Origin of the sequence: Streptomyces wuyuanensis, assembly GCF_900103455.1 — a bacterium.
Taxonomy (GTDB): Bacteria; Actinomycetota; Actinomycetes; order Streptomycetales; family Streptomycetaceae; genus Streptomyces; species Streptomyces wuyuanensis.
This window is the reverse complement of the sequence record NZ_FNHI01000004.1, coordinates 116734-141613: the sequence shown is the minus strand read 5'-3', so window position 1 is coordinate 141613 and position 24880 is coordinate 116734. Positions and strand designations below refer to the sequence as shown.

Here is a 24880-nt window from a genome sequence, read left to right as displayed (position 1 = left end):
CTGGCCGAAGCGCCCGGTATGCGCCCGGCGGGCGGTGAGGGACCGGGCACCCGCCGTAGCGGCGGCTCCCCTTCCGGACGCCTCCGGCACCCTCCGGCGCGGGCCGGGCGCGGAGTCCGGCGCACGGGCGCGGAGGCAGGTCCGCGCGCCCCTCGGGCCGCCCCGCCTGTCCGTGCCCGCCAGTAGGGTGGGCGGCATGGCAGACCCCTCCAGCTACCGCCCCAAGCCGGGACAGATCCCCGACTCGCCAGGGGTCTACAAGTTCCGCGACGCGCACCGCCGCGTGATCTACGTCGGCAAGGCGAAGAGTCTGCGGCAGCGGCTGGCGAACTACTTCCAGGACCTGGCGGGTCTGCATCCGCGCACCCGCACGATGGTCACCACCGCCGCCTCCGTCGAGTGGACCGTCGTCTCCACCGAGGTCGAGGCGCTCCAGCTGGAGTACTCGTGGATCAAGGAGTTCGACCCCCGGTTCAACGTCAAGTACCGCGACGACAAGAGCTACCCGTACCTCGCGGTGACCATGAACGAGGAGTTCCCGCGGGTCCAGGTGATGCGCGGCGCCAAGAAGAAGGGCGTGCGCTACTTCGGTCCGTACGGGCACGCGTGGGCGATCCGCGAGACGGTCGACCTGATGCTCCGGGTCTTCCCCGTGCGCACCTGCTCCGCCGGGGTCTTCAAGAACGCCGAGCGGACCGGCAGGCCGTGCCTGCTGGGCTACATCGGCAAGTGCTCCGCTCCCTGCGTCGGCAGGATCGGCGCCGGGGAGCACCGCGAACTGGCCGAGGAGTTCTGCGACTTCATGGCCGGCCGCACCGGCACGTACATCCGCCGCCTGGAGAAGGAGATGATGGCGGCCGCCGAGGACATGGAGTACGAGCGGGCGGGCCGGCTGCGCGACGACATAGAGGCACTGAAGCGCGCCATGGAGAAGAACGCGGTCGTGCTGGCCGACGCCACCGACGCGGATCTGATCGCGGTCGCCGAGGACGAGCTGGAGGCCGCCGTCCAGATCTTCCACGTCCGCGGCGGGCGGGTGCGCGGACAGCGCGGCTGGGTCACGGACAAGGTCGAGGCCGTCGACACGGCCGGCCTCGTGGAGCACGCACTGCAGCAGCTGTACGGGGAGGAGAGCGGCGACACCGTCCCCAAGGAGGTGCTCGTCCCCGCCCTGCCCGAGGACCTCGCCGCGGTCACCCAGTGGCTCGGCGACCGCCGGGGCTCGGCCGTGTCGCTGCGCATCCCGCAGCGCGGCGACAAGAAGGACCTGATGGCGACGGTCGAGCGCAATGCCCAGCAGGCCCTCGTCCTGCACAAGACCAAGCGCGCGAGCGATCTGACCACCCGCTCCCGGGCGCTGGAGGAGATCGCCGCGGCGCTGGACCTGGACTCGGCCCCGCTGCGGATCGAGTGCTTCGACGTCTCGCACCTGCAGGGCGAGGACGTGGTCGCGTCCATGGTCGTGTTCGAGGACGGGCTGCCCCGCAAGAGCGAGTACCGGCGCTTCCAGATCAAGGGTCGTGTCGGAGACACGCAGATCTGGCACGGCGAGGGTCAGGACGACGTCCGCTCGATGCACGAGGTGATCAGCCGGCGCTTCCGGCGGTATCTCGCCGAGAAGGAGAGGACCGGCGAGTGGGCGGTCCCCGAGGACGGCGAGCAGGCGGTGGGCGGCGAGGTCCCGCAGACCCAGGTGGACGAAGGCAGGCCGAAGCGGTTCGCGTACCCGCCGCAGCTGGTGCTCGTCGACGGCGGGCAGCCGCAGGTCGCTGCCGCGCAGCGGGCCCTGGACGAGCTCGGCATCGACGACGTCGCCGTCGCGGGCATCGCCAAGCGCATGGAGGAGGTGTGGCTGCCGGGGGAGGACGACCCGGTCGTGCTGCCCCGCTCCAGCGAGGGGCTGTACCTCATCCAGCGGGTGCGTGACACCGCCCACGACTTCGCGATCCGCTACCAGCGCTCCAAACGCACCAAGCGGCTGAGGACCAGCCCGCTGGACTCCGTGCCTGGCCTCGGCGAGGCCCGCAAGCAGGCGCTGATCAAGCACTTCGGCTCGGTCAAGCGACTGCGGCAGGCGACGATCGAGCAGATCTGCGAGGTCCCGGGCTTCGGCAGGAAGACCGCGGAGTCCGTGGCCGTCGCCCTGGCACAGGCCGCACCGGCCGCCCCGGCGGTGAACATGGCGACAGGCGAGATCATTGAAGAAGACGACGGGGCAGCAGTGACGGAAGGAAACGGGGGCACCACGAAATGACCGAGCGCAACAGACGAGAACACGGAGCAGGAGACGTGAGTACGGGCACGACCGAGGCCGGGCAGGCCGCAGAGGCGGCCATCCCCGAGCTGGTGATCATCTCCGGAATGTCGGGCGCGGGCCGCAGCACCGCGGCGAAGTGCCTGGAGGACCTCGGCTGGTTCGTCGTGGACAACCTGCCGCCCGCGCTGATCCCCACGATGGTGGAGCTCGGCGCACGCTCCCAGGGCAACGTGGCCCGGATCGCCGTCGTCGTGGACGTCCGCGGCCGGCGGTTCTTCGACAACCTCCGCGAGTCCCTCGCGGACCTCGACTCCAAGCAGGTCACCCGCCGGATCGTCTTCCTGGAGTCGTCCGACGAGGCTCTGGTGCGCCGTTTCGAGTCCGTGCGCCGCCCGCACCCGCTGCAGGGCGACGGCCGGATCGTCGACGGCATCGCGGCCGAGCGGGACCTCCTGCGGGAGCTGCGCGGGGACGCGGACCTCGTGATCGACACCTCCAGCCTCAACGTCCACGAGCTGCGCGCCAAGATGGACGCCCAGTTCGCCGGCGACGAGGAGCCGGAGCTGCGGGCCACCGTGATGTCGTTCGGGTACAAGTACGGCCTGCCCGTCGACGCCGACCTCGTGGTGGACTGCCGCTTCCTGCCGAACCCGCACTGGGTCCCCGAGCTGCGACCCTTCACCGGCCTGAACGACGAGGTGTCGGGCTATGTGTTCAACCAGCCCGGGGCCAAGGAGTTCCTCAACCAGTACACCGAGCTGCTCCAGCTGATCGCGGCGGGCTACCGCCGCGAGGGCAAGCGGTACGTGACGATCGCCGTGGGCTGCACGGGCGGCAAGCACCGCTCCGTCGCGATGTCCGAGAAGCTCGCCGCCCGCCTCGGCTCCGAGGGGATCGAGACCGTCGTCGTCCACCGGGACATGGGGCGCGAGTGACCGCACGCAATCTCCGGCTGCGCCGGCTGCGGGGCAGTGACGCGCTCCGCACCGGCCGCAGACGGGGCGCCCAGCCCAAGGTCGTCGCGCTCGGCGGCGGCATGGGCCTCTCGGCGTCCCTCGCGGCGCTGCGCCGCATCACGGGCGACCTCACGGCCGTCGTCACCGTCGCAGACGACGGCGGCTCCAGCGGAAGGCTCCGCAAGGAGCTGGGGGTGCTGCCGCCCGGCGATCTCCGCAAGGCGCTCGCGGCGCTGTGCGGGGACGACGACTGGGGCCAGACCTGGTCCCGGGTCATCCAGCACCGGTTCCAGTCCCAGGGCGAGCTGCATGAGCACGCGGTCGGCAATCTGCTGATCGTCGCGCTGTGGGAGCAGCTCGGCGACCATGTGCAGGCCCTGGACCTGGTCGGCAGGCTGCTCGGCGCCCACGGCCGGGTGCTGCCGATGTCCGCCGTGCCGCTGGAGCTCCAGGCGCTGGTCAAGGGGCACGATCCGGCCCGCCCGGACGAGGTGGGCACGGTCCGCGGCCAGGCGACCGTCGCGCTGACGCGCGGCGAGGTGCAGTCCGTGCACCTGGTGCCTAACGACCCGCCGGCCGTCCCGGAAGCCGTCGAGGCGGTGCTGGACGCGGACTGGGTGGTCCTCGGCCCCGGCTCGTGGTTCTCCTCGGTGATCCCGCACCTCCTGGTGCCCGACCTGCTGGACGCACTCGTCGAGACCAAGGCCCGGCGGGTCCTCTCGCTCAACCTGGCCCCCCAGCCCGGGGAAACGGAGGGCTTCTCTCCGCAGCGTCATTTGGAGGTTTTGGGGCGACACGCCCCTAAACTCGCCCTGGACGTGGTGCTCGCCGACGAGGCCGCCGTGCCCGACCGCGAGTCCCTCGCCGACGCGGCGAAGAGGCTCGGTGCCGCGGTCGAGCTGGCGCCCGTGGCGAGACCCGACGGGGCTCCGAAGCACGATCCGGAGCTGTTGGCCGCCGCGTACGACCGTATTTTTCGGATGCATGGAAGGATCGGCCCATGGCGATGACGGCAGCGGTGAAGGACGAAATCTCCCGGCTCCCCGTCACCCGGACCTGCTGCAGAAAAGCGGAGGTCTCGGCGATCCTGCGGTTCGCGGGCGGGCTGCACCTGGTCAGCGGCCGCATCGTGATCGAGGCGGAGCTGGACACGGGCATCGCGGCACGCAGGCTCCGCAAGGACATCCTGGAGATCTTCGGGCACTCCTCGGATCTCGTGGTGATGGCTCCCGGCGGGCTGCGGCGCGGCTCGCGCTACGTGGTGCGCGTCGTGGCGGGCGGTGACCAGCTGGCCCGCCAGACCGGGCTGGTCGACGGCCGGGGCCGGCCCATCCGGGGGCTGCCGCCCCAGGTCGTCTCGGGCGCCACGTGCGACGCGGAGGCCGCCTGGCGCGGTGCCTTCCTCGCACACGGCTCGCTGACCGAGCCCGGCCGCTCCTCCTCCCTGGAGGTGACCTGCCCCGGTCCGGAGGCCGCGCTGGCCCTGGTCGGAGCCGCCCGCCGGCTCTCCATCGCCGCGAAGGCCCGCGAGGTGCGCGGGGTGGACCGGGTCGTGGTGCGCGACGGCGACGCGATCGGTGCGCTGCTGACCCGGCTCGGCGCGCACGAGTCGGTCCTGGCCTGGGAGGAGCGGCGGATGCGCCGTGAGGTCCGGGCCACCGCCAACCGGCTGGCCAACTTCGACGACGCCAACCTGCGCCGCTCGGCCAGGGCCGCGGTGGCCGCGGGTGCGCGGGTGCAGCGGGCGCTGGAGATCCTGGGCGAGGAGGTCCCCGAGCACCTCGCGGCGGCGGGCCGCCTGCGCATGGAGCACAAGCAGGCGTCCCTCGAGGAGTTGGGCGCGCTCGCGGACCCGCCGCTGACGAAGGACGCGGTCGCGGGCCGTATCCGCCGGCTGCTGGCAATGGCCGACAAGCGGGCCCAGGACCTCGGGATTCCCGGTACGGAGTCCAACCTGACGGAGGAGATGGCGGACGGCCTGGTGGGCTGACGCCGCTCCGGGCGCCCTCCCGAGGACCGCTTCCCGGGACCGGCCCCGAGACGTAGCCTCGGCGCGGGACCGGCCCCCGGACGTAGCCTTCGCCGGGACCTCGTCCCGTGGGCGCCCCGCCGCGTCCCCCTGCCGCGAGGGCCCGCCCCGTCGGCGCTCGCTCCACGGAGCCGCTCCACGGAGCCGCTCCACGGAGTCGTTGCACGGCGTCGCCGTACGGAGCTGCTGCTCCCGGAGCAGCTCCACGAGGGTCGACCCGCCCCCGCCGGAAGGGTCTTCGGCACCCGGCGCGTACGGCCCGGTCCGCCCTCCCCCGGCGGACCGGGCCGTACGCCGTTCCCCCGGCGGGCCGCCGGAGCCCTTCCCACCGGCCCTTCCGCGTTCCCGCTCCCCTTCCGGGCCGGACGCGCCTCGCCACAACATCCCCTGCCCAGGCCCCACTTGAACGCCGAGGGCATCTTGACATGATCATGAACTGTCATGAGCCTGGCATCTGTTTTCTTTCGCGACAGACGAAAGCAAGGGGGGCCAATGAGACGAAGAGCGAGATCGATCCTCGCAGCGACCTCACTCCTGGTGGCCGGCCTGGCCGCCGCGCCGCTCGCCCAGGCGGACGAGGGCGCGGACGACGCCGGACTCTCCGTATGGCAGGCCGAAGTCACCAAGGAGCAGGTGCCACTGCTCCTCCAGGCCGGCGCCGACGGTCACGAACTGACCGAGCAGGTACCGGCGAAGGGCACCGCCACGGTCGAGGTGTTCCTCACCGACGACCAGGCGGGCGCGCTCCGCGACAAGGGCGTGAGCCTCACCGAGCACACCGTGTCCGGCGCCGCGAAGAAGCGCGTCGCCGCCGCCGGGGACGGCGTCTTCCGGCCGTACAGCGGGGAGGGCGGCCTCCAGGAGGAGATCCTCGCCGTCGCCGCCGCCAACCCGTCGATCACCAAGGTCGTCAGCATCGGCAAGACCGTGCAGGGCAAGGACATCCTCGCCCTCAAGCTGACCAAGGGCGCCAGGAAGTACCGGGACGGCGCCAAGCCGTCCACGCTCTACATGTCCAACCAGCACGCCCGCGAGTGGATCACCCCCGAGATGACGAGGCGGCTGCTCCACCACTACGTGGACGGATACGGCAAGGACCGGCGCATCACCCGGATCGTGGACGGCACCGAACTGTGGTTCCTGCTGTCCGCCAACCCGGACGGCTACGACTTCACCCACGCCGCCGACAGCAACCGTCTCTGGCGCAAGAACCTGCGCGACAACAACGGCGACGGCAGGATCACCACGGGCGACGGCGTCGACCTGAACCGCAACTTCGCCTACAAGTGGGGCTACGACAACGAGGGCTCGTCGCCCAACCCCGCCAGCGAGACCTACCGCGGCTCCGGCCCCTCGTCAGAGCCCGAGACCGTCGCCGTGGACCGCTTCCAGAAGCGCATCGGCTTCGAGTACGGCATCAACTACCACTCCGCCGCCGAACTGCTGCTGTACGGCGTGGGCTGGCAGGTCGCCACCCCCACGCCGGACGACGTGCTCTACAAGGCGCTGGCGGGCACCCCGGACAACCCGGCCGTCCCCGGCTACTACCCCCAGGTCTCCTCCGAGCTCTACACGACCAACGGAGAGGCCGACGGCCACGCGGCCAACGTCAACGGGACGATGATGTTCACCCCGGAGATGACGACCTGCCAGACCGCCTCGGCCGTCGACCCGAACGACCAGTGGCGGCCCGAGGACTGCCGCTCCGGCTTCAATTTCCCCGACGACGAGAAGCTGATCCAGGCGGAGTTCGCCAAGAACGTCGAATTCGCCCTCTCCGTCGCCGAGACCGCCGTCCACCCCGACCAGCCGTCGTCGCCGGTCGGCCTGGAGGCCCCCGACTTCACCGTCGACCCGTTCACCACCTCGTATGCGCGCGGCGGCGACCAGGAGGTCTCCGTCATCGCCCGCAAGTCCCTGCGGGACAAGGAGCTCAAGTACCGCGTCAACGGCGGCCGTACCCATGACATGGCCCTCCGGCCGTGGAAGGGCGGCGAGACCTACGGCGGCGAGGACAACATCCGCTTCGACCAGTACCGCGCCGAGGTCAAGGACGGGGACGTCGGCGACCGGGTCGAGGTCTGGTTCACCGGCGAGACCAGGAGCGGGAAGCGCACCTCCAGCGAGCGCTTCACCTACACGGTCGCGCCCCGGCCCAAGGCCGACACCGTGGTGGTCGCGGAGGAGGGCGCTCCCGCCCAGCACGCGCAGGCGTACGTCGACGCGCTCCGGGCCAACGGCCGCAAGGCCGTCGTCTGGGACGTCGCCGCGCAGGGCGCCCCGCATCCGCTCGGCGTCCTCGGCCACTTCACCACCGCCGTCCACTACACCGGTGCGCAGGCACCCGGCGGCGCCACCCAGCTCGCCCTGCGCGACTTCCTCAACGAGGGCGGCAAGCTGATCGAGGCCGGTGAGCTGGCCGGCGGCAACGCCCAGGTGGGCAGGGCCGCGACCAACGACTTCAGCCAGTACTGGCTGGGCGCGTACGGCCGTGCCTCCGCGCCCGGTGCCACCGGGTTCGCCGGAGCGGGAAGACTCACCGGATCCGGCGGGCCCCTGTCCGGCGCCACCGGCAACCCGCTGAACGCGCCCGGGGCGTACACGGTCACCTCCGACACGCTGCCGGCCGCGCAGTTCCCGCAGTTCGCGAGCGCCCAGGCGGGCCGCTACGACGGGGTGACCAACCCCTACGCCCCGTACGCGGGCTCGTCGATGGCCTCCGCGACCCACGAGGACAACGACTGGAAGCGGCTGAGCCGAACCGTCGACCTCACCGGGGTCACCGCGGCCGACAAGCCGCAGCTGAAGCTCGCGCTCAACTGGAACACCGAGCCGGGCTACGACCACGCCGTCATGGAGGCCCGCACGGCCGGCGGCGAGGACTGGACGACGCTCCCCGACGAGGGTGGGCTCAGCGGCACCGCGGTCCCGGAGGAGTGCGAGGCGGGGTACTTCCTCAATGGGCACCCCTTCCTGCGCCACTACCTCACCCTGGGCTCCGGCGGCTGCACCGCGACCGGCTCCAGCGGCTCCTGGAACAGCTTCACCGGCTCCTCCGCCGGCTGGAAGGAGGTCTCCTTCGATCTGAGCGCCTACGCCGGCAAGCGGGTCGAGCTCTCGCTCTCCTACGTCACCGACCCGGGCAGCGGTGGACGCGGTGTGTTCGCCGACAACGCCGCCCTGGTCGTCGGCGGATCGGAGAGGGAGAGCGAGGGCTTCGAGAGCTCGCTCGGTCCGTGGACCACACCGGGAGCACCGGAGGGCAGTCCCGCGCTCGGTGGTGACTGGGCGCGCACAGGTGAGCTGTTCGTCTCGTACGCGGCCGTCACCACCCGGGACACCGTCCTGCTGGGCTTCGGCCTGGAGCACGTCACCGCGCCCGCGGACCGCAACGCCCTGGTCGGGAAGGCGCTCGCCGCGCTCCGGCGCTGACACTGCGTAGTCGCCGAAAAGCGCCGGTGGCCCGTACTTGTCGGTAGGTACGGGCCACCGGTTTTCGGCTCGATCCGGGGGCGTGCTCGATGCCACTCCGACTGCCCCGGGGAGGTAGGGTCGTAAGCGGTCGGGGACATCCCATATCAGCTCGCCGGTGTCGAAACCGGCGTACCACTGAGGAGATCGGTTCGTGACGATCCGCGTAGGCATCAACGGCTTTGGCCGCATCGGTCGTAACTACTTCCGCGCGCTGCTGGAGCAGGGTGCAGACATCGAGATCGTGGCTGTCAACGACCTGGGTGACACCGCGACCACCGCTCACCTGCTGAAGTACGACACCATCCTCGGCCGTCTCAAGGCCGAGGTCAGCCACACCGAAGACACCATCACCGTCGACGGTCACACCATCAAGGTGCTCTCCGAGCGCAACCCGGCCGACATCCCCTGGGGCGAGCTCGGCGTCGACATCGTCATCGAGTCCACCGGCATCTTCACGAAGAAGGCGGACGCCGAGAAGCACATCGCCGGCGGCGCCAAGAAGGTCCTCATCTCGGCTCCGGCCACCGATGAGGACATCACCATCGTGATGGGTGTGAACCAGGACAAGTACGACCCTGCGAAGCACAACGTCATCTCCAACGCCTCCTGCACCACCAACTGCGTGGCCCCGATGGCCAAGGTCCTCGACGAGAACTTCGGCATCGTCAAGGGCATGATGACGACGGTCCACGCCTACACCAACGACCAGCGCATCCTCGACTTCCCGCACAAGGACCTGCGTCGCGCCCGCGCCGCCGCGGAGAACATCATCCCGACCTCGACGGGTGCCGCGAAGGCCACCGCCCTGGTCCTCCCGCAGCTCAAGGGCAAGCTGGACGGCATCGCGATGCGCGTCCCGGTCCCGACCGGCTCCGTCACCGACCTCGTCCTCGAGCTCGACCGCGAGGTCACCAGGGACGAGATCAACTCCGCCTTCCAGAAGGCCTCCGAGGGCCAGCTGAAGGGCATCCTGGAGTACACCGAGGACCCGATCGTCTCCTCGGACATCGTGAACTGGCCGGCTTCCTGCACCTTCGACTCGAAGCTGACCATGGTCCAGGGCAAGCAGGTCAAGGTCGTCGGCTGGTACGACAACGAGTGGGGCTACTCCAACCGCCTCGTCGACCTCACGGTCTTCGTCGGCGACCAGCTCTGATCGCCTCCCGGCGACAATAAGCACCTCGATGTGAGCGGAGCAGGGCTCGGGCAGCGCAACGGCGCGCTGCGCGGGCCCTGTGGTGTGTCCCCGACCTCCCCTAGGAGCCAACAAAGCATGAAGACGATCGACGAACTCCTCGCCGAAGGCGTCTCCGGCAAGCGGGTCTTCGTCCGCGCCGACCTGAACGTGCCCCTCGACGGCACCGCGATCACCGACGACGGCCGCATCCGCGCCGTGCTGCCGACCGTGAAGGCCCTGGCCGGCGCCGGCGCCCGGGTCGTCGTCGCCTCGCACCTCGGCCGCCCGAAGGGTGCCCCGGACCCGGCCTTCTCGCTCGCCCCGGCCGCTGCCCGGCTCGGTGAACTGCTCGGTGCGGAGGTGGCGTTCGCGACCGACACGGTCGGCGAGTCCGCCCGCGCCGCCGTCGCCGGACTCGGCGACGGCGGGGTCGCCGTCCTGGAGAACCTGCGTTTCAACCCCGGGGAGACGTCCAAGGACGACGCCGAGCGCGGCGCCTTCGCCGACGAGCTGGCCTCCCTCGCCGATCTGTACGTCGGCGACGGCTTCGGGGCGGTCCACCGCAAGCACGCCTCGGTGTACGACCTCCCGGCCCGGCTCCCGCACGCCGCCGGCTACCTCATCGCCGCCGAGGTCGCGGTGCTGAAGAAGCTCACCGAGGACGTCAGACGTCCGTACGTGGTCGTCCTCGGCGGCGCCAAGGTCTCCGACAAGCTCGCCGTCATCGACTCGCTGCTGGGCAAGGCGGACCGTCTGCTCATCGGCGGCGGGATGGCCTACACCTTCCTCAAGGCCAAGGGCCACGAGGTCGGCATCTCCCTCCTCCAGGAGGACCAGATCCCGGCGGTGAAGGAGTACATGGAGCGCGCCGAGAAGAACGGCGTCGAGCTGGTGCTGCCGGTCGACGTCCTCGCCTCCGGCGAGTTCCCGGACCTCAAGACCAAGGCGCCCGCCGAGTACATCACGGTGGACGCCGACGGGATCCCCGCCGACAAGGAGGGGCTGGACATCGGCCCGAGGACGCGCGAGCTGTACGCGTCCAAGATCGCCGACGCCGCCACGGTGTTCTGGAACGGCCCCCTGGGCGTCTTCGAGCACCCCGACTACGCGGGCGGCACCCGCGCCACCGCCCAGGCGCTCGTGGACAGCAAGGCCTTCACCGTCGTCGGCGGTGGTGACTCGGCAGCCGCGGTCCGCACACTGGGCTTCGACGAAAACGCATTCGGCCACATCTCGACCGGTGGCGGCGCGAGCCTCGAGTATCTCGAGGGCAAGACGCTTCCCGGCCTCGCCGCACTGGAGGACTGAACCCCATATGAGCACCCGCACCCCGCTGATGGCGGGCAACTGGAAGATGAACCTCAACCACCTCGAGGCCATCGCCCACGTCCAGAAGCTCGCCTTCGCGCTGACCGACAAGGACTACGACGCCGTGGACGTCGCGGTCCTGCCGCCCTTCACCGATCTGCGCTCGGTGCAGACCCTGGTGGACGGCGACAAGCTGAAGATCACCTATGGCGCCCAGGACCTGTCGGCGCACGACTCGGGCGCGTACACCGGTGAGATCTCCGGCGTTATGCTCGCCAAGCTGAAGTGCACCTACGCGGTCGTCGGTCACTCCGAGCGACGCCAGTACCACGCCGAGTCGGACGAGCTGTGCAACGCCAAGGTGAAGGCCGCGTTCCGGCACGGTCTGACCCCGATCCTCTGCGTCGGCGAGGGCCTGGACGTCCGCAAGGCCGGCCAGCAGGTCCAGTACACGCTGACCCAGATCGACGGCGGCCTCAAGGACATCACGGCCGAGCAGGCCGAGACCCTGGTGATCGCCTACGAGCCGGTCTGGGCCATCGGCACCGGCGAGGTCGCCACCCCCGAGGACGCCCAGGAGGTCTGCGGGGCGATCCGCGGCCGGCTGGCGGAGCTGTACGGCCAGGAGGTGGCCGACAAGGTCCGGATCCAGTACGGCGGCTCGGTGAAGGCGAACAACGTCGCGGCGATCATGGCGCAGCCCGACGTGGACGGCGCCCTGGTCGGCGGCGCGTCCCTCGACGTGGACGAGTTCGTCAAGATCGTGCGCTTCCGCGACCAGTGAGCGGACGGTAGCGCTGTCCGTCCTCCTCCTCACCTTCGGTGAGGAAGGTCCCGTCCACGGCGAGGCTCGTGGAAATGGGTAACCTCGTCGTACGCTTGCGGGGGCCGAGGCTTGCGTGCTCGGCCCCCGTCTTTCTTGATCAGTTGTTCAGTCTGAATTCTTTCGTCCGAGGAAGTTGGTCCAGCCGTGGTTATGGGGTTCTCGATCGCCCTGATCGTCTTCAGCCTGCTGCTGATGCTGCTGGTGCTGATGCACAAGGGGAAGGGCGGCGGCCTCTCCGACATGTTCGGTGGCGGCATGCAGTCGTCCGTCGGCGGCTCCTCGGTCGCCGAGCGCAACCTGGACCGCATCACGATCGTGGTCGGCCTGATGTGGTTCGCGTGCATTGTCGTACTTGCTCTGCTGATGAAGCTGGGCGGCTGACCCATCGAGAGCGTCCCGGGGGCGGGGGTGTAACTCCAATCACTGGACGAGCGTTGGGCCTTACGTAGACTGGGGCATCTTCGAGCACCATCACGCAGGGAGTTACGACCGTGGCAAGTGGCAACGCGATCCGGGGAAGCCGGGTTGGGGCGGGGCCGATGGGGGAGGCGGAGCGGGGCGAGTCCGCACCGCGTCTCCGCATCTCCTTCTGGTGCTCGAACGGGCACGAGACGCAGCCGAGCTTCGCCAGCGACGCACAGGTACCGGACAGCTGGGACTGCCCGCGGTGCGGGTTCCCGGCCGGACAGGACCGGGACAACCCCCCGGACCCGCCGCGTACGGAGCCGTACAAGACGCATCTGGCGTATGTGCGCGAGCGGCGCAGCGATGCGGACGGCGAGGCGATCCTCGCCGAGGCGCTCGCCAAGCTCCGGGGCGAGATCTGAGCAGCTGATGCCGGGCCCGGCCGGCGGTGGGATTCCCAGGATTCCGCCGCCGGCCGGGCCTGACGCGTTCCGGGCCCGCACGCCGTTGCGTCGCTCCGGCCGCCCTTGCGATCAACTAGGTTGGTGGGGCAGCGGGGCACGCAGTCAGGTACGAGAAGAAGTGGGCTGAAGATGAACGCAATCCGGCTCAACCGGAGGCCCGAGTGGGCTGCTCTGACCAAGCACCGGGAGCAGATGGCGGACACGCATCTGCGGGAACTGTTCGCCGCGGATCCCGAGCGCGGCAGCCGGTACACCCTGGAGGCCGGCGATCTGCACCTCGACTACTCCAAGCACCGGGTGACCGACGAGACGTTGGCCCTGCTGCGCGACCTCGCCGCGGCCACCGGTGTCGCGGAGTTGCGGGACGCCATGTTCCGCGGCGAGAAGATCAACATCACGGAGGACCGGGCGGTGCTGCACATCGCCCTCCGCGCGCCCCGTGACGCGGTCATCGAGGTCGACGGCGAGAACGTGGTGCCCGCCGTGCACGCGGTGCTCGACAGGATGAGCGCATTCTCCGAGCAGATCCGCTCGGGCCGCTGGACCGGTCACACCGGCAGGCCCATCAAGAACGTGGTCAACATCGGCATCGGCGGCTCCGACCTCGGCCCGGCGATGGCCTACGAGGCACTGCGCGCCTACACCGCACGGAACCTGACGTTCCGTTTCGTCTCGAACGTGGACGGGGCGGATCTGTACGAGGCGGTCCACGACCTCGACCCCGCCGAGACGCTGTTCGTCATCGCCTCCAAGACGTTCACGACCGTCGAGACCATCACCAATGCCACCACCGCCCGCGAATGGCTCCTGACCGGGCTCGGAGCGGGTCAGGAGGCCGTGGCCAAGCACTTCGTCGCGCTCTCCACCAACGCGGAGAAGGTCGCCGACTTCGGCATCGACACGGCGAACATGTTCGAGTTCTGGGACTGGGTCGGCGGACGCTACTCGTACGACTCGGCGATCGGGCTCTCGCTGATGATCGCCATCGGCCCGGAGCGCTTCCGCGAGATGCTCGACGGATTCCACCTCGTCGACGAGCACTTCCGGACGGCGCCGCCGGAGGAGAACGCGCCGATGCTGATGGGCCTTCTCGGCATCTGGTACGACGATTTCTTCGACGCCCAGTCGCACGCGGTCCTGCCGTACTCGCACTATCTGAGCAAGTTCACGGCATATCTGCAGCAGTTGGACATGGAGTCGAACGGCAAGTCCGTCGACCGTGAGGGCGAGCCCGTCGAATGGCAGACGGGACCCGTCGTCTGGGGCACACCGGGCACCAACGGGCAGCACGCCTACTACCAGTTGATCCACCAGGGCACCAAGCTCGTCCCGGCCGACTTCATCGGCTTCGCCGACCCCGTCGACGAGCTGCCGGCCGGACCCGCGGCCCACCACGATCTGCTGATGGCCAACTTCTTCGCCCAGACCCAGGCGCTGGCCTTCGGCAAGACCCCCGACGAGGTGCGGGCGGAAGGCGTGCCCGAGGAGCTGGTTGCGCACAAGACGTTCCGCGGCAACCACCCGACCACCACGATCCTCGCCGGCAAGCTGACGCCCTCGGTTCTCGGCCAGCTCGTCGCGCTCTACGAGCACAAGGTCTTCGTCCAGGGCGCCGTCTGGAACATCGACTCCTTCGACCAGTGGGGCGTCGAACTCGGCAAGGTCCTGGCCAAGCGCCTCGAGCCGGTCCTCACCGAGGGCCGCGGGGGCGAGGACCTCGACAGCTCCACCGCGGCGCTGGTGTCCACGTACCGCACGCTGCGCGGCCGCAGCCCGCTGGGCGACGGGGCGTAGGGGGCGGCGAGCCGATGACGGGGGAGGGGACCGTGCGGCTGAGGCCGCCGAACAACACGCTGAACGAACGGGCCGTCGCCTGGTGGCGGTCGCAGTGCCTGCTGACGACGGCGGTGCCGGTGGCGGTGCTCGCCGTCCTCGGCGCGTTCATCGGGCCGGCCAGGACCTGGCTGTGGTTCGCGGCCGGGGCCCTGGCGGTCCTCGGCCTGGCCGGCACGGCCTTCTTCCCCTCCTGGTGGTACCGGGTCCACCGCTGGGAGGTCACGGAGGAGGCCGTGTACGTCCGCACGGGCGCCCTCTGGCAGGAGTGGCGGATCGCCCCGATGTCCCGGATCCAGACCGTCGACACCGTACGCGGCCCGCTGGAGCAGCTCTTCCGGCTGGCCACGGTCACCGTCACCACCGCCTCCGCCAAGGGCGCGATCCGGATCGAGGGCCTGGACCACGAGGTCGCGGCCGCACTGGCCGAGCAGCTCACGCGGATCACCCATGCCACCCCCGGGGACGCCACATGAGCACCGCGGGCGGGCCCGACGACTGGCGCCGGCTCGACCGGGGCACGGTGCTCGTCACGGCCGCCGTAATGGCCGGTTTGGCCTGCGGTGCCGGAGTGCCCGCGCTGCTGGCTCTCGCCGGGAGCATGCCGTGGTGGCAGGCGTTCGGCTGGGTGGCCGCCGGCGCCCTGGTGCTCATCGCCGGGGGCGCGGGCGCGGACTGGCTCCGCTGGCGGCGCACGCGGTACCGCATCGGTCCCGAGCGCGCCGAGCTCCACACCGGACTGCTGCTGGTGAAGCGGCGCTCACTGGCACGCGAACGCATCCGCACAGTCGATCTGACGGCCCATCCGCTGCTGCGGATACTCGGCCTGGTGAAGGTGCGGATCGGAACCGGCGAGCACACCGGCGGCGGGGAGTCCACGCTGGAACTCGACCCGGTCTCCAGGGCCGAGGGCGAGCGGCTGCGCCAGGAGCTGCTGGCCCGGCGGACCGTCGGGGTACCGGAGGCGGAACGGGAGGGGACACTGGCGACCCTCGACCCCCGCTGGATCCGCTACGCGCCGGTGTCGTTCGTCGCGCCCCTGCTCGGCGGTGCCGCGGTCGGCGCGGTGATGCAGGTGAGCCAGTGGTTCGGGGTGCAGACCCAGCTGATCGACTGGGTCGGTGAGCGGGTCCGGGACACCCCGCTGCTCTGGACGGTCGCGGTGCTGGCCGCACTCGCCCTGGTCGCCGGGGTCGTCGGAGCGCTCGGCCTCTGGGTGGAGATGTGGTTCGGCTACCGGCTGGAACGCGAGCCGGCCGGCACGCTGCGGGTCCGCCGGGGGCTCTTCACCTCGCGTTCGCTGTCGATCGAGGAGCGCCGGCTGCGCGGCGTGGAGCTCGTCGAACCCCTCGGAGTTCGGCTCTGTGGCGCCGCACGGGTGGATGCCGTGGCGACCGGCCTGGTCAAGGACGGAGAGGACAAGAACGCCGACCACAGGACGCTGCTGCCGCCCGCGCCGTCCCCGGTGGCCGACGACGTCGTGGCCCTGGTGCTGCGGGAGCCGGTTCCGCCGACGAGCGCGCCGCTCACGGCGCATCCGCGCGCGGCCCGCTCCCGCAGACTTCGCTGGGCCCTCGCGGCGTCCCTCGCGCCGGTCCTGGTCCTCGTTGTCCTGGGGCTGTGCCTCACGGACGTCCTGGTGTACGCCGCCGCCGCGTGCGCGGCCGTGGCCGTACCGGCGGCGGTGCTGCTGGCGCTGGACGCCTACCGGAGCCTGGGCCATGCGCTCGACGGCGACTATCTGGTCGCCCGCTCGGGGACCGTCCGGCGGGGCACGGTGGCGCTGCGGCGGGACGGTGTCATCGGCTGGACGCTGAAGCAGTCGTGGTTCCAGCGCCGTGCCGGTGTGCTCACCCTGACCGCGACGACGGCAGCGGGCGACGGCGCGTATCCGGTGTACGACGCCGGCGAGCACGAGATCCTGGACTTCGCCGCCCGGGCGGTCCCGGGACTGCTGGAGTCCTTCCTGGAGCGGCCGGGCGAACCGGGCGGGCACCGGGCGTGAACGGCCCGGGCGGGCTCGGGCGGCCCGCCTCCGGAACGGCGTACGGCCCGGCCCGCCGGGGAAGGGCGGACCGGGCCGTACGCGCCGGGTGCTGAGGTTTCGTCAGGCGGAGGCGGGCGGATAGAGATCGCGCGGCAGCTGGGACGCGGCCGCCGCGTCCAGCAGCCACAGCGTCCTCGACCTGCCGTACGCACCGGCCGCGGGCGCCTGGATCTCGCCCGCGCCCGACAGGGCGATGCGCGCGGCGTTCGCCTTGTCCTCGCCGGCCGCGAGCAGCCACACCTCGCGCGCCGCCCGGATCGCCGGGAGCGTCAGGGAGATGCGCGTCGGCGGGGGCTTCGGCGCGCCGTGGACACCGACGACCGTGCGCTCGGTCTCCCGTACCGCCGGTAGCTCCGGGAACAGGGAGGCGACGTGCGTGTCCGGGCCCACGCCCAGCATCAGGACGTCGAACGCCGGCACGTCGCCGCCTGCGGCCGTCGCCGCCGATCGGTAGTGCTCGGGGCCCGCGGCGGCGGCCAGCTCCTCCGCGTACGCCGCGGCGGCGGCGTCCGCGTCGCCGCCGTACCGTCCGCCCGACGCGGGCATCGGATGCACCCGGGCCGGGTCCAGCGGGACCGAGTCCAGCAGGGCCTCGCGGGCCTGGGTCACATTGCGCTCCGGGTCCCCTTCGGGGAGGAAGCGCTCGTCGCCCCACCACAGGTCGAGCCTCGACCAGTCGACGGCGTCCCGTGCGGGCGCCGCGGCGAGCGCGGCCAGCAGACCGTTGCCGTTGCGCCCGCCGGTGAGCACCACCGACGCCGATCCCCGGGCGGCCTGGGCGTCCACGATCTTCGTGATCAGCCGGGCCGCCGCCGCCTGGGCCATCAGCTCCTTGTCGCGGTGGACGACGAGTTGGGGGGCGCTCACTTCGACGCCGCCTTCCTCGCCGGCGCCTTCGCGGGAGCCTTCTCCCCGCTCTTCTCCCCGGAGTTCTCCGCGGCCGTGTCCGGACGCTTCGCGGCGGTCTTCCGCGCGGCGGAGCCGTTGCCGGCCGCGGCACCCTGCTCATTGAGCCGGTCGACGCCGAACCGCAGCGTCGCGGCGTAGATGTCGTCCGGGTCCAGCCGGCGCAGCTCCTCGGCCATCAGTTCGGCGGTGTCACGCCGCTTCAGCGCCACCGCACGGTCCGGCTGGCCCTCGATGGACAGCGTGGCCAGGGAGCCGTCGGCCCGGTCCAGGACGATGGTGCCGCTGTCGGTCAGCAGCCGTACGGCCGTGAGGCCGGGACCGCCGGAGACCGTGCGCGTGACCGGAACGTCCAGCCGGCCGCCGAGCCACATCCCGAGCAGTTCGCAGCTCGGGTTGAACTCCTCGCCCTCGACCTCGGCCCCGGTGACCCGCCAGTCCACCTGGTCGAGCGCGGCCGCGAGCATCGAGCGCCACGGGGTGATGCGGGTCCAGGACAGATCCGTGTCGCCCGGGGTGTAGGCGTCGGCGCGGGCGGTCAGCTCGGCGATGGGCTGCTCGCAGGCGTAGGTGTCGGTGACCCGGCGCTGGGCGAGCGCGCCCAGGGGGTCGGACGCCGGGTTCACCGGCGCGTTCACCGGCCACCACACCACGACCGGCGCGTCCGGCAGCAGCAGCGGCAGCACCACGGACTGGGCGTGGTCGGCGACCTCGCCGTACAGCCGCAGGACGACGGTCTCGCCGGTGCCCGCGTCGGCGCCGACCCGCACCTCGGCGTCCAGGCGCGCCTTGGCCCGGTCGCGCGGCGAGCGGGAGACGCGCTTGATCACGACGAGCTTGCGCGAGGGGTGCTCGCGGGCCGCCTCGTTGGCCGCCTTCAGGGCGTCGTAGGCGTTCTCCTCGTCGGTGACGATGACGAGGGTGAGGACCATGCCGACGGCCGGGGTGCCGATCGCCCGCCGACCCTGCACCAGCGCCTTGTTGATCTTGCCGGAGGTGGTGTCCGTAAGGTCGATCTTCATGGCCGGCGCCAGCTCCGTCCGTCTCGTGCGAGCATTTCGTCCGCCTCGACCGGACCCCACGTCCCGGCTGGGTACTGCGCGGGCCTGCCGTGCTTCTCCCAGAACTCCTCGATCGGGTCGAGTATCTTCCAGGACAGCTCGACCTCCCCGACCCTCGGGAAGAGGTTGGAGTCGCCGAGCAGCACGTCGAGGATCAGCCGCTCGTACGCCTCCGGGCTGGACTCCGTGAAGGACTCGCCGTAGGCGAAGTCCATGGAGACGTCCCTGACCTCCATGGAGGTGCCGGGCACCTTCGAGCCGAAGCGCAGGGTCACGCCCTCGTCCGGCTGGACCCGGATGACCAGGGCGTTCTGCCCGAGCTCCTGGGTGGCCGTGCGGTCGAAGGGGGAGTGCGGCGCGCGCTGGAAGACGACGGCGATCTCGGTGACACGGCGGCCGAGCCGCTTGCCGGTGCGCAGGTAGAACGGCACGCCCGCCCAGCGCCGGTTGTCGATCTCCAGCTTTATCGCCGCGTAGGTGTCGGTCTTGGAGTTGGGGTTGATGCCCTCCTCCTCGAGGTAGCCGACCACCTTCTCGCCGCCCTGCCAGCCCGCCGCGTACTGCGCGCGCACGGTCCCGGCGGCCAGGTCCCTGGGCAGCTTCACCGCGCCCAGCACCTTGGTCTTCTCCGCCGCCAGCGAGTCCGCCTCGAAGGAGGCGGGCTCTTCCATCGCGGTCAGCGCGAGCAGTTGGAGCAGGTGGTTCTGGATGACGTCGCGCGCCGCGCCGATGCCGTCGTAGTAGCCGGCTCGGCCGCCGATGCCGATGTCCTCGGCCATGGTGATCTGTACGTGGTCGACGAACGACCGGTTCCAGATCGGCTCGAAGAGGGTGTTGGCGAAGCGGAGCGCCAGGATGTTCTGGACGGTCTCCTTGCCCAGGTAGTGGTCGATGCGGAAGACCTGGTCCGGCTCGAACACGTCGTGGACGAGCGAGTTGAGCTCCATCGCGGACGCCAGGTCGTGGCCGAAGGGCTTCTCGATGACGGCACGCCGCCACGATCCGTCCTTCTGCTCCGCGAGACCGTGCTTCTTCAGCTGCTTGACGACCTTGGGGAAGAACTTGGGCGGCACCGAGAGGTAGAAGGCGAAGTTGCCGCCCGTTCCCTGCACCTGGTCGAGTTCCGTGATCGTCTTCTTCAGGGTCTCGAACGCGTCGTCGTCGTCGAACTCGCCGGGGACGAAGCGCATGCCCTGGATGAGCTGCTGCCAGACCTCCTCCCGGAAGGGAGTGCGGGAGTGCTCCTTCACCGCCTCGTGGACCTCGTGCGCGAAGTCCTGGTCGTCCCACTCGCGGCGGGCGAAGCCGACGAGGGAGAAGCCCGGCGGCAGGAGCCCGCGGTTCGCGAGGTCGTACACAGCGGGCATCAGCTTTTTCCGTGACAAATCGCCCGTAACGCCGAAGATCACCAGGCCCGACGGCCCCGCGATGCGCGGGAGCCGCCGGTCCGCGGCGTCACGAAGCGGATTCGCTCCGTGTGCGGAAGTCAAGGTGCTCAGCCTTCCGAAGGAGCGAGGCGCTGCAGCTCCGCCTCGGTCGACTTGAGCAGGTCGTTCCAGGAAGCCTCGAACTTCTCGACGCCCTCGTCCTCGAGGACCTGGACGACGTCGTCGTACGAGATCCCGAGCTTCTCGACGGCGTCGAGTTCGGCACGGGCCTGATCGTACGTCCCGCGCACCGTGTCGCCCGTGATCCGCCCGTGGTCGGCGGTCGCCTCCAGCGTGGCCTCCGGCATGGTGTTGACCGTGCCCGGCGCGACCAGCTGGTCCACGTACATCGTGTCCGAGTAGGCCGGGTCCTTCACGCCGGTCGAGGCCCACAGCGGACGCTGTGCGTTGGCCTGCGCCTTGTCGAGCGCGGCCCAGCGCTCCGACGGCGGCGTCGACTTGTCGGCCGAGCCGAACACCTCCTCGTAGGCCTGGTAGGCGAGCCGCGCGTTGGCGAGGGCCGCCTTGCCGCGCAGCTGCTTCGCCTCGTCGGTGCCCAGGGCGTCCAGCCGCTTGTCGATCTCGGTGTCGACGCGGGACACGAAGAAGGACGCCACGGAACGGATCTTCGACAGGTCCAGGCCCGCGGCCTTCGCCTTCTCCAGGCCGGCCAGGTAGGCGGCCATGACCTCGCGGTAGCGCTCCAGCGAGAAGATCAGCGTGACGTTGACGCTGATGCCGAGGCCGATGACCTCGGTGATCGCCGGCAGGCCCGCCCGCGTGGCCGGGATCTTGATGAACGTGTTCGGCCGGTCCACCAGCCAGGCCAGCTGCTTGGCCTCGGCGACGGTCGCCGCCGTGTTGTGCGCCAGGCGCGGGTCGACCTCGATGGACACCCGGCCGTCCTGGCCGCCCGTCGCGTCGAAGACGGGCCGCAGCACGTCCGCGGCGTCGCGCACGTCCGCGGTGGTGATCATGCGGAGGGCTTCCTCGACGGTCACCCGGCGTGTGGCGAGGTCGGAGACCTGCGGCTCGTAGCCGTCACCGGACGAGATGGCCTTCTGGAAGATGGACGGGTTGGTCGTGACGCCCACGACGTGCTGCTGGTCGATGAGCTCGGCCAGGTTGCCGGACGTGATGCGCTTGCGCGACAGGTCGTCGAGCCAGATCGCGACGCCTTCGTCGGAGAGGCGCTTGAGTGCGTCTGTCATGAGAGTTGCATCTCCTACTAGTCGTATACCGGCGTCAGCGCGCGGCGGCGGCGATCGATTCCCGCGCGGCGGCGGCCACCGCCTCGGGGGTGAAACCGAACTCGCGGAACAGCACCTTGCCGTCGGCCGAGGCACCGAAGTGCTCCAGCGACACGATCCGGCCGGCGTCACCGACGAAGCGGTGCCAGGTCAGGCCGATACCGGCCTCGACGGCCACCCGGGCCCTCACCGAGGGCGGCAGCACCGAGTCCCGGTACGCCTGGTCCTGCTGCTCGAACCATTCGACGGACGGCATCGAGACGACCCGCGTCGCGGTGCCCTCGGCCTGGAGCTGCTCGCGGGCCTCGACGGCCAGGTGCACCTCGGAGCCGGTGGCGATCAGCACGACCTGCGGCTCGGCGTCCTCCCCGCCGGGACCCTCGGCCTCGAACATCACGTAACCGCCCTTGGCGGCGTCCTCGTTGGGCTCGTACGTCGGCACGCCCTGGCGGGTCAGCGCCAGGCCGTGCGGCGTGCCCACACGGAACTCCTTCGTCCAGCGACGGAGGATCTCGCGCCACGCGATCGCCGTCTCGTTGGCGTCCGCCGGGCGCACGATGCTCAGACCCGGAATGGCGCGCAGGGAGGCCAGGTGCTCCACCGGCTGGTGGGTCGGGCCGTCCTCGCCGAGACCGATCGAGTCGTGGGTCCAGACGTACGTCACCGGCAGGTGCATCAGCGCGGACAGCCGGACCGCGTTGCGCATGTAGTCGGAGAAGACGAGGAACGTACCGCCGTAGACACGGGTGTTGCCGTGCAGCGTGATGCCGTTCATGATCGCGGCCATCGCGTGCTCGCGGATGCCGAAGTGGATCGTGCGTCCGTACTGGTCGGCCTCCGGCAGCGGGTTGCCCCTGGGCAGGAACGACGAGGTCTTGTCGATCGTCGTGTTGTTCGAGCCCGCGAGGTCGGCGGAACCGCCCCACAGTTCCGGGATGACCGCGCCCAGCGCCTGCAGCACCTTGCCGGACGCGGCACGGGTCGCGACCGCCTTGCCGGTCTCGAAGACCGGGAGCTTCTCCTCCCAGCCGGCGGGCAGTTCGCCCGCGCGGACCCGGTCGAACTCGGCGGCGCGCTCCGGGTTCGCGGTCCGCCACTCGGCGAACGCCTTCTCCCACTCCTCGCGATCGGTGCGCCCGCGGTCGAGGGCCTGGCGGGTGTGCCGGATGACCTCGTCGGACACCTCGAAGGACTTCTCCGGGTCGAAGCCGAGGACCCGCTTGGTGGCCGCCACCTCGTCGTCGCCCAGCGCCGCGCCGTGCGCGGCCTCGGTGTTCTGGGCGTTCGGGGCCGGCCACGCGATGATCGAGCGGACGGCGATGAAGGACGGACGCTCGGTCTCCGCCTTGGCCGCCTTCAGCGCCTCGTACAGCCCGATCGGGTCCAGGTCGCCACTCGGCAGCTGGGCAACGCGCTGGACGTGCCAGCCGTAGGCCTCGTACCGCTTCAGGGTGTCCTCGGAGACCGCGGTCTCGGTGTCGCCCTCGATGGAGATGTGGTTGTCGTCCCAGAGCAGCACGAGGTTGCCCAGCTTCTGGTGACCGGCCAGCGAGGACGCTTCGTGGGAGATGCCTTCCTGGAGGCAGCCGTCACCGGCGACGACCCAGACGGTGTGGTCGAAGGGGGAGGTGCCGGGAGCGGCGTCCGGGTCGAACAGGCCGCGCTCGTAGCGGGCGGCCATGGCCATGCCGACGGCGTTGGCGACACCCTGGCCCAACGGGCCGGTCGTCGTCTCCACGCCCACCGTGTGGCCGTACTCGGGGTGGCCCGGGGTCCTGGAGTCCCACGTGCGGAAGGACTTGAGGTCGTCGAGCTCCAGGCCGTACCCGGCGAGGTAGAGCTGGATGTAGAGCGTCAGGCTGGAGTGACCCGCGGAGAGCACGAACCGGTCGCGGCCGGTCCAGTCCGCGTCGGCGGGGTCGTGCCGCATCAGCTTCTGGAAGAGGACGTACGCCGCGGGGGCCAGGCTCATCGCCGTACCGGGATGGCCGTTGCCGACCTTCTGTACGGCGTCAGCGGCGAGGACACGGACGGTGTCCACTGCCCGCTGGTCCAATGCGGTCCACTCGAGGTCTGTGGTGGTCGGCTTGGTGCTCACCCTGGGTCAGGGCTCCTCTCCACAAGTTCGGGTCCCGGTGACTGAGGGGTTTACCGGGCGCTGTCGAGCCTACCCTCGCAGCAACGTGCATCCTTTCGGGTGCACGTCTCTCCAATCGGACACATCAACCAGCCTGCGGGCACCGGCCCGACTTCGCCTGTTGTCGGTGGCCGACTCCGTTGATTACGGACGGGACCGCGGCAGCGCTCAACACGACCCACCCCCGCGAAGATCGGCATGGGGCCAACGTCTAGAGTGGCGTGGTACGCGCAAGCCTTCACCGGGCATTCACGCCTCCATGACCCTCCGGGTACGAGGAATGCCCCCGCGAAGCTTGCTGGGAATTTCTCTGTCAGGGGTGTGCGTGACGGCCGTCGAGTCCCGACCCGCCGGGGTCGTCTTGACTCCCAGCCCGGGGGGCCATCGGCCGTTCGGGGCCCGCGTCAAGGCATTCGTGGCGCTGACCAAGCCGCGGATCATCGAGTTGCTTCTCATCACCACCGTACCGGTGATGTTCCTGGCCGCGCAGGGCGTGCCGGACCTCGGGCTCGTGATCGCCACATGCGTCGGCGGATACCTGTCGGCGGGTGGCGCCAACGCGCTCAACATGTACATCGACCGCGACATCGACGCGCTCATGGACCGCACCTCGCAGCGCCCGCTTGTCACCGGCATGGTGTCGCCCCGCGAGGGCCTGGTCTTCGGCCTCGTCCTGGCGGTCGTCTCCACGCTCTGGTTCGGACTGCTCGTCAACTGGCTGTCCGCGGCCCTGGCGCTGGGGGCGCTCCTCTTCTACGTCGTCGTCTACACGATGCTGCTGAAGCGGCGCACCGCGCAGAACATCGTCTGGGGCGGCATCGCCGGCTGCATGCCGGTGCTGATCGGCTGGTCCGCCGTCACCAACTCCATGTCCTGGGCCGCCGTCATCCTCTTCCTCGTCATTTTCTTCTGGACGCCGCCGCACTACTGGCCGCTGTCGATGAAGGTGAAGGAGGACTACGCGCGCGTGGGCGTGCCCATGCTGCCGGTGGTGGCCTCGAACAAGGTCGTCGCACGCCAGATCGTCATCTACAGCTGGGTGATGGTGGCGGTCTCGCTGCTCCTCACCCCGCTCGGCTACACCGGCTGGTTCTACACGGCGGTGGCGCTGGCGACCGGCGGCTGGTGGCTCTGGGAGGCGCACGCGCTGCAGAGCCGCGCCAAGGCCGGGGTGACGGGCGGAAAGCTCAAGGAGATGCGGCTCTTCCACTGGTCCATCACCTATGTCTCGCTGCTGTTCGTCGCCGTCGCCGTGGACCCCTTCCTGCGCTGACCGCCGGACCGCTCCCTGACGGGAGCACGGGCGTGGCCGAGGCCACGTGG

General features: G+C 70.7%; 19 protein-coding genes. 14 read left to right on the top strand and 5 right to left on the bottom strand.

All coding sequences use genetic code 11. The features are described from left to right. Positions 1–196 precede the first annotated feature (196 nt). The 13 genes from uvrC to BLT82_RS07845 all read left to right on the top strand — a co-directional run bounded on the left by uvrC (position 197) and on the right by BLT82_RS07845 (position 16734). The gene (gene uvrC / locus BLT82_RS07905) at positions 197–2254 is read left to right on the top strand and encodes an excinuclease ABC subunit UvrC (protein ID WP_093653143.1); all 2058 of its coding nucleotides are present in this window, start codon (positions 197–199) and stop codon (positions 2252–2254) included. After that, positions 2251–3192, top strand: a complete 942-nt coding sequence (gene rapZ / locus BLT82_RS07900; protein WP_208867767.1) for an RNase adapter RapZ — start codon at positions 2251–2253, stop codon at positions 3190–3192. Before uvrC ends, rapZ begins: the two co-directional genes overlap by 4 nt. Continuing rightward, entirely contained in the window at positions 3189–4223 is a 1035-nt protein-coding gene (locus BLT82_RS07895; protein ID WP_093653141.1) for a gluconeogenesis factor YvcK family protein, read from the top strand. The genes rapZ and BLT82_RS07895 overlap by 4 nt, the downstream gene beginning before the upstream one ends. Continuing rightward, positions 4214–5203: a DNA-binding protein WhiA gene (gene whiA / locus BLT82_RS07890; RefSeq protein ID WP_093653140.1), complete on the top strand. Its 990-nt coding sequence runs from the start codon at positions 4214–4216 to the stop codon at positions 5201–5203. The genes BLT82_RS07895 and whiA overlap by 10 nt, the downstream gene beginning before the upstream one ends. A gap of 531 nt (positions 5204–5734) precedes the next feature. Further along, on the top strand, positions 5735–8674 hold the full coding sequence (locus tag BLT82_RS07885; RefSeq protein ID WP_093653139.1) for a M14 family metallopeptidase: 2940 nt from the start codon (positions 5735–5737) through the stop codon (positions 8672–8674). A 193-nt stretch (positions 8675–8867) separates the two neighbouring features. Further along, positions 8868–9872, top strand: a complete 1005-nt coding sequence (gap, locus tag BLT82_RS07880; RefSeq protein WP_093653138.1) for a type I glyceraldehyde-3-phosphate dehydrogenase — start codon at positions 8868–8870, stop codon at positions 9870–9872. Positions 9873–9989: 117 nt separating this feature from the next. Further along, on the top strand, positions 9990–11201 hold the full coding sequence (locus BLT82_RS07875) for a phosphoglycerate kinase (RefSeq protein WP_093653137.1): 1212 nt from the start codon (positions 9990–9992) through the stop codon (positions 11199–11201). 7 nt (positions 11202–11208) lie between these two features. Further along, entirely contained in the window at positions 11209–11985 is a 777-nt protein-coding gene (tpiA, locus tag BLT82_RS07870) for a triose-phosphate isomerase (protein WP_093653136.1), read from the top strand. A 186-nt stretch (positions 11986–12171) separates the two neighbouring features. Then, complete coding sequence (secG, locus tag BLT82_RS07865) at positions 12172–12408, top strand: preprotein translocase subunit SecG (RefSeq protein ID WP_170813917.1); 237 nt, start codon at positions 12172–12174, stop codon at positions 12406–12408. 110 nt (positions 12409–12518) lie between these two features. Beyond that, the gene (locus tag BLT82_RS07860; RefSeq protein WP_078503510.1) at positions 12519–12854 is read left to right on the top strand and encodes an RNA polymerase-binding protein RbpA; all 336 of its coding nucleotides are present in this window, start codon (positions 12519–12521) and stop codon (positions 12852–12854) included. 171 nt (positions 12855–13025) lie between these two features. After that, entirely contained in the window at positions 13026–14690 is a 1665-nt protein-coding gene (gene pgi / locus BLT82_RS07855) for a glucose-6-phosphate isomerase (protein ID WP_093653135.1), read from the top strand. A 14-nt stretch (positions 14691–14704) separates the two neighbouring features. Beyond that, positions 14705–15205, top strand: coding sequence for a PH domain-containing protein (locus tag BLT82_RS07850; RefSeq protein ID WP_093653134.1), 501 nt, complete (start codon positions 14705–14707; stop codon positions 15203–15205). Continuing rightward, positions 15202–16734, top strand: coding sequence for a PH domain-containing protein (locus BLT82_RS07845; protein ID WP_093653133.1), 1533 nt, complete (start codon positions 15202–15204; stop codon positions 16732–16734). The genes BLT82_RS07850 and BLT82_RS07845 overlap by 4 nt, the downstream gene beginning before the upstream one ends. A 102-nt stretch (positions 16735–16836) precedes the next feature. On the opposite strand, the gene pgl is transcribed toward BLT82_RS07845, so the two are convergent. Genes pgl through tkt form a run of 5 tightly spaced genes read right to left on the bottom strand, consistent with a single transcriptional unit; the run spans position 16837 to position 23518 of the window. After that, complete coding sequence (gene pgl, locus BLT82_RS07840) at positions 16837–17643, bottom strand: 6-phosphogluconolactonase (protein ID WP_093653132.1); 807 nt, start codon at positions 17641–17643, stop codon at positions 16837–16839. After that, positions 17640–18704, bottom strand: coding sequence for a glucose-6-phosphate dehydrogenase assembly protein OpcA (opcA, locus tag BLT82_RS07835; RefSeq protein WP_093653131.1), 1065 nt, complete (start codon positions 18702–18704; stop codon positions 17640–17642). The genes pgl and opcA overlap by 4 nt, the downstream gene beginning before the upstream one ends. Then, complete coding sequence (gene zwf, locus BLT82_RS07830; RefSeq protein WP_093653130.1) at positions 18701–20233, bottom strand: glucose-6-phosphate dehydrogenase; 1533 nt, start codon at positions 20231–20233, stop codon at positions 18701–18703. The genes opcA and zwf overlap by 4 nt, the downstream gene beginning before the upstream one ends. 5 nt (positions 20234–20238) lie before the next feature. Continuing rightward, on the bottom strand, positions 20239–21381 hold the full coding sequence (gene tal, locus BLT82_RS07825) for a transaldolase (protein WP_093653129.1): 1143 nt from the start codon (positions 21379–21381) through the stop codon (positions 20239–20241). A 34-nt stretch (positions 21382–21415) separates the two neighbouring features. Then, complete coding sequence (gene tkt, locus BLT82_RS07820) at positions 21416–23518, bottom strand: transketolase (RefSeq protein WP_093653128.1); 2103 nt, start codon at positions 23516–23518, stop codon at positions 21416–21418. Between the two features lie 364 nt (positions 23519–23882). Here tkt and BLT82_RS07815 point away from each other — a divergent pair, with 364 nt between their 5' ends. Further along, positions 23883–24830, top strand: coding sequence for a heme o synthase (locus tag BLT82_RS07815; RefSeq protein WP_093653127.1), 948 nt, complete (start codon positions 23883–23885; stop codon positions 24828–24830). Positions 24831–24880 lie beyond the last annotated feature (50 nt).

What these genes read in the sequence shown, in the direction of transcription:
- uvrC (WP_093653143.1), top strand. Translation starts at nt 197, where the DNA reads ATGGCAGACCCCTCCAGCTACCGCCCCAAGCCGGGACAGATCCCCGAC.
- rapZ (WP_208867767.1), top strand. Translation starts at nt 2,251, where the DNA reads ATGACCGAGCGCAACAGACGAGAACACGGAGCAGGAGACGTGAGTACG.
- whiA (WP_093653140.1), top strand. Translation starts at nt 4,214, where the DNA reads ATGGCGATGACGGCAGCGGTGAAGGACGAAATCTCCCGGCTCCCCGTC.
- BLT82_RS07885 (WP_093653139.1), top strand. Translation starts at nt 5,735, where the DNA reads ATGAGACGAAGAGCGAGATCGATCCTCGCAGCGACCTCACTCCTGGTG.
- BLT82_RS07875 (WP_093653137.1), top strand. Translation starts at nt 9,990, where the DNA reads ATGAAGACGATCGACGAACTCCTCGCCGAAGGCGTCTCCGGCAAGCGG.
- tpiA (WP_093653136.1), top strand. Translation starts at nt 11,209, where the DNA reads ATGAGCACCCGCACCCCGCTGATGGCGGGCAACTGGAAGATGAACCTC.
- pgi (WP_093653135.1), top strand. Translation starts at nt 13,026, where the DNA reads ATGAACGCAATCCGGCTCAACCGGAGGCCCGAGTGGGCTGCTCTGACC.
- BLT82_RS07850 (WP_093653134.1), top strand. Translation starts at nt 14,705, where the DNA reads ATGACGGGGGAGGGGACCGTGCGGCTGAGGCCGCCGAACAACACGCTG.
- BLT82_RS07845 (WP_093653133.1), top strand. Translation starts at nt 15,202, where the DNA reads ATGAGCACCGCGGGCGGGCCCGACGACTGGCGCCGGCTCGACCGGGGC.
- opcA (WP_093653131.1), bottom strand. Translation starts at nt 18,704, where the DNA reads ATGAAGATCGACCTTACGGACACCACCTCCGGCAAGATCAACAAGGCG.
- tal (WP_093653129.1), bottom strand. Translation starts at nt 21,381, where the DNA reads ATGACAGACGCACTCAAGCGCCTCTCCGACGAAGGCGTCGCGATCTGG.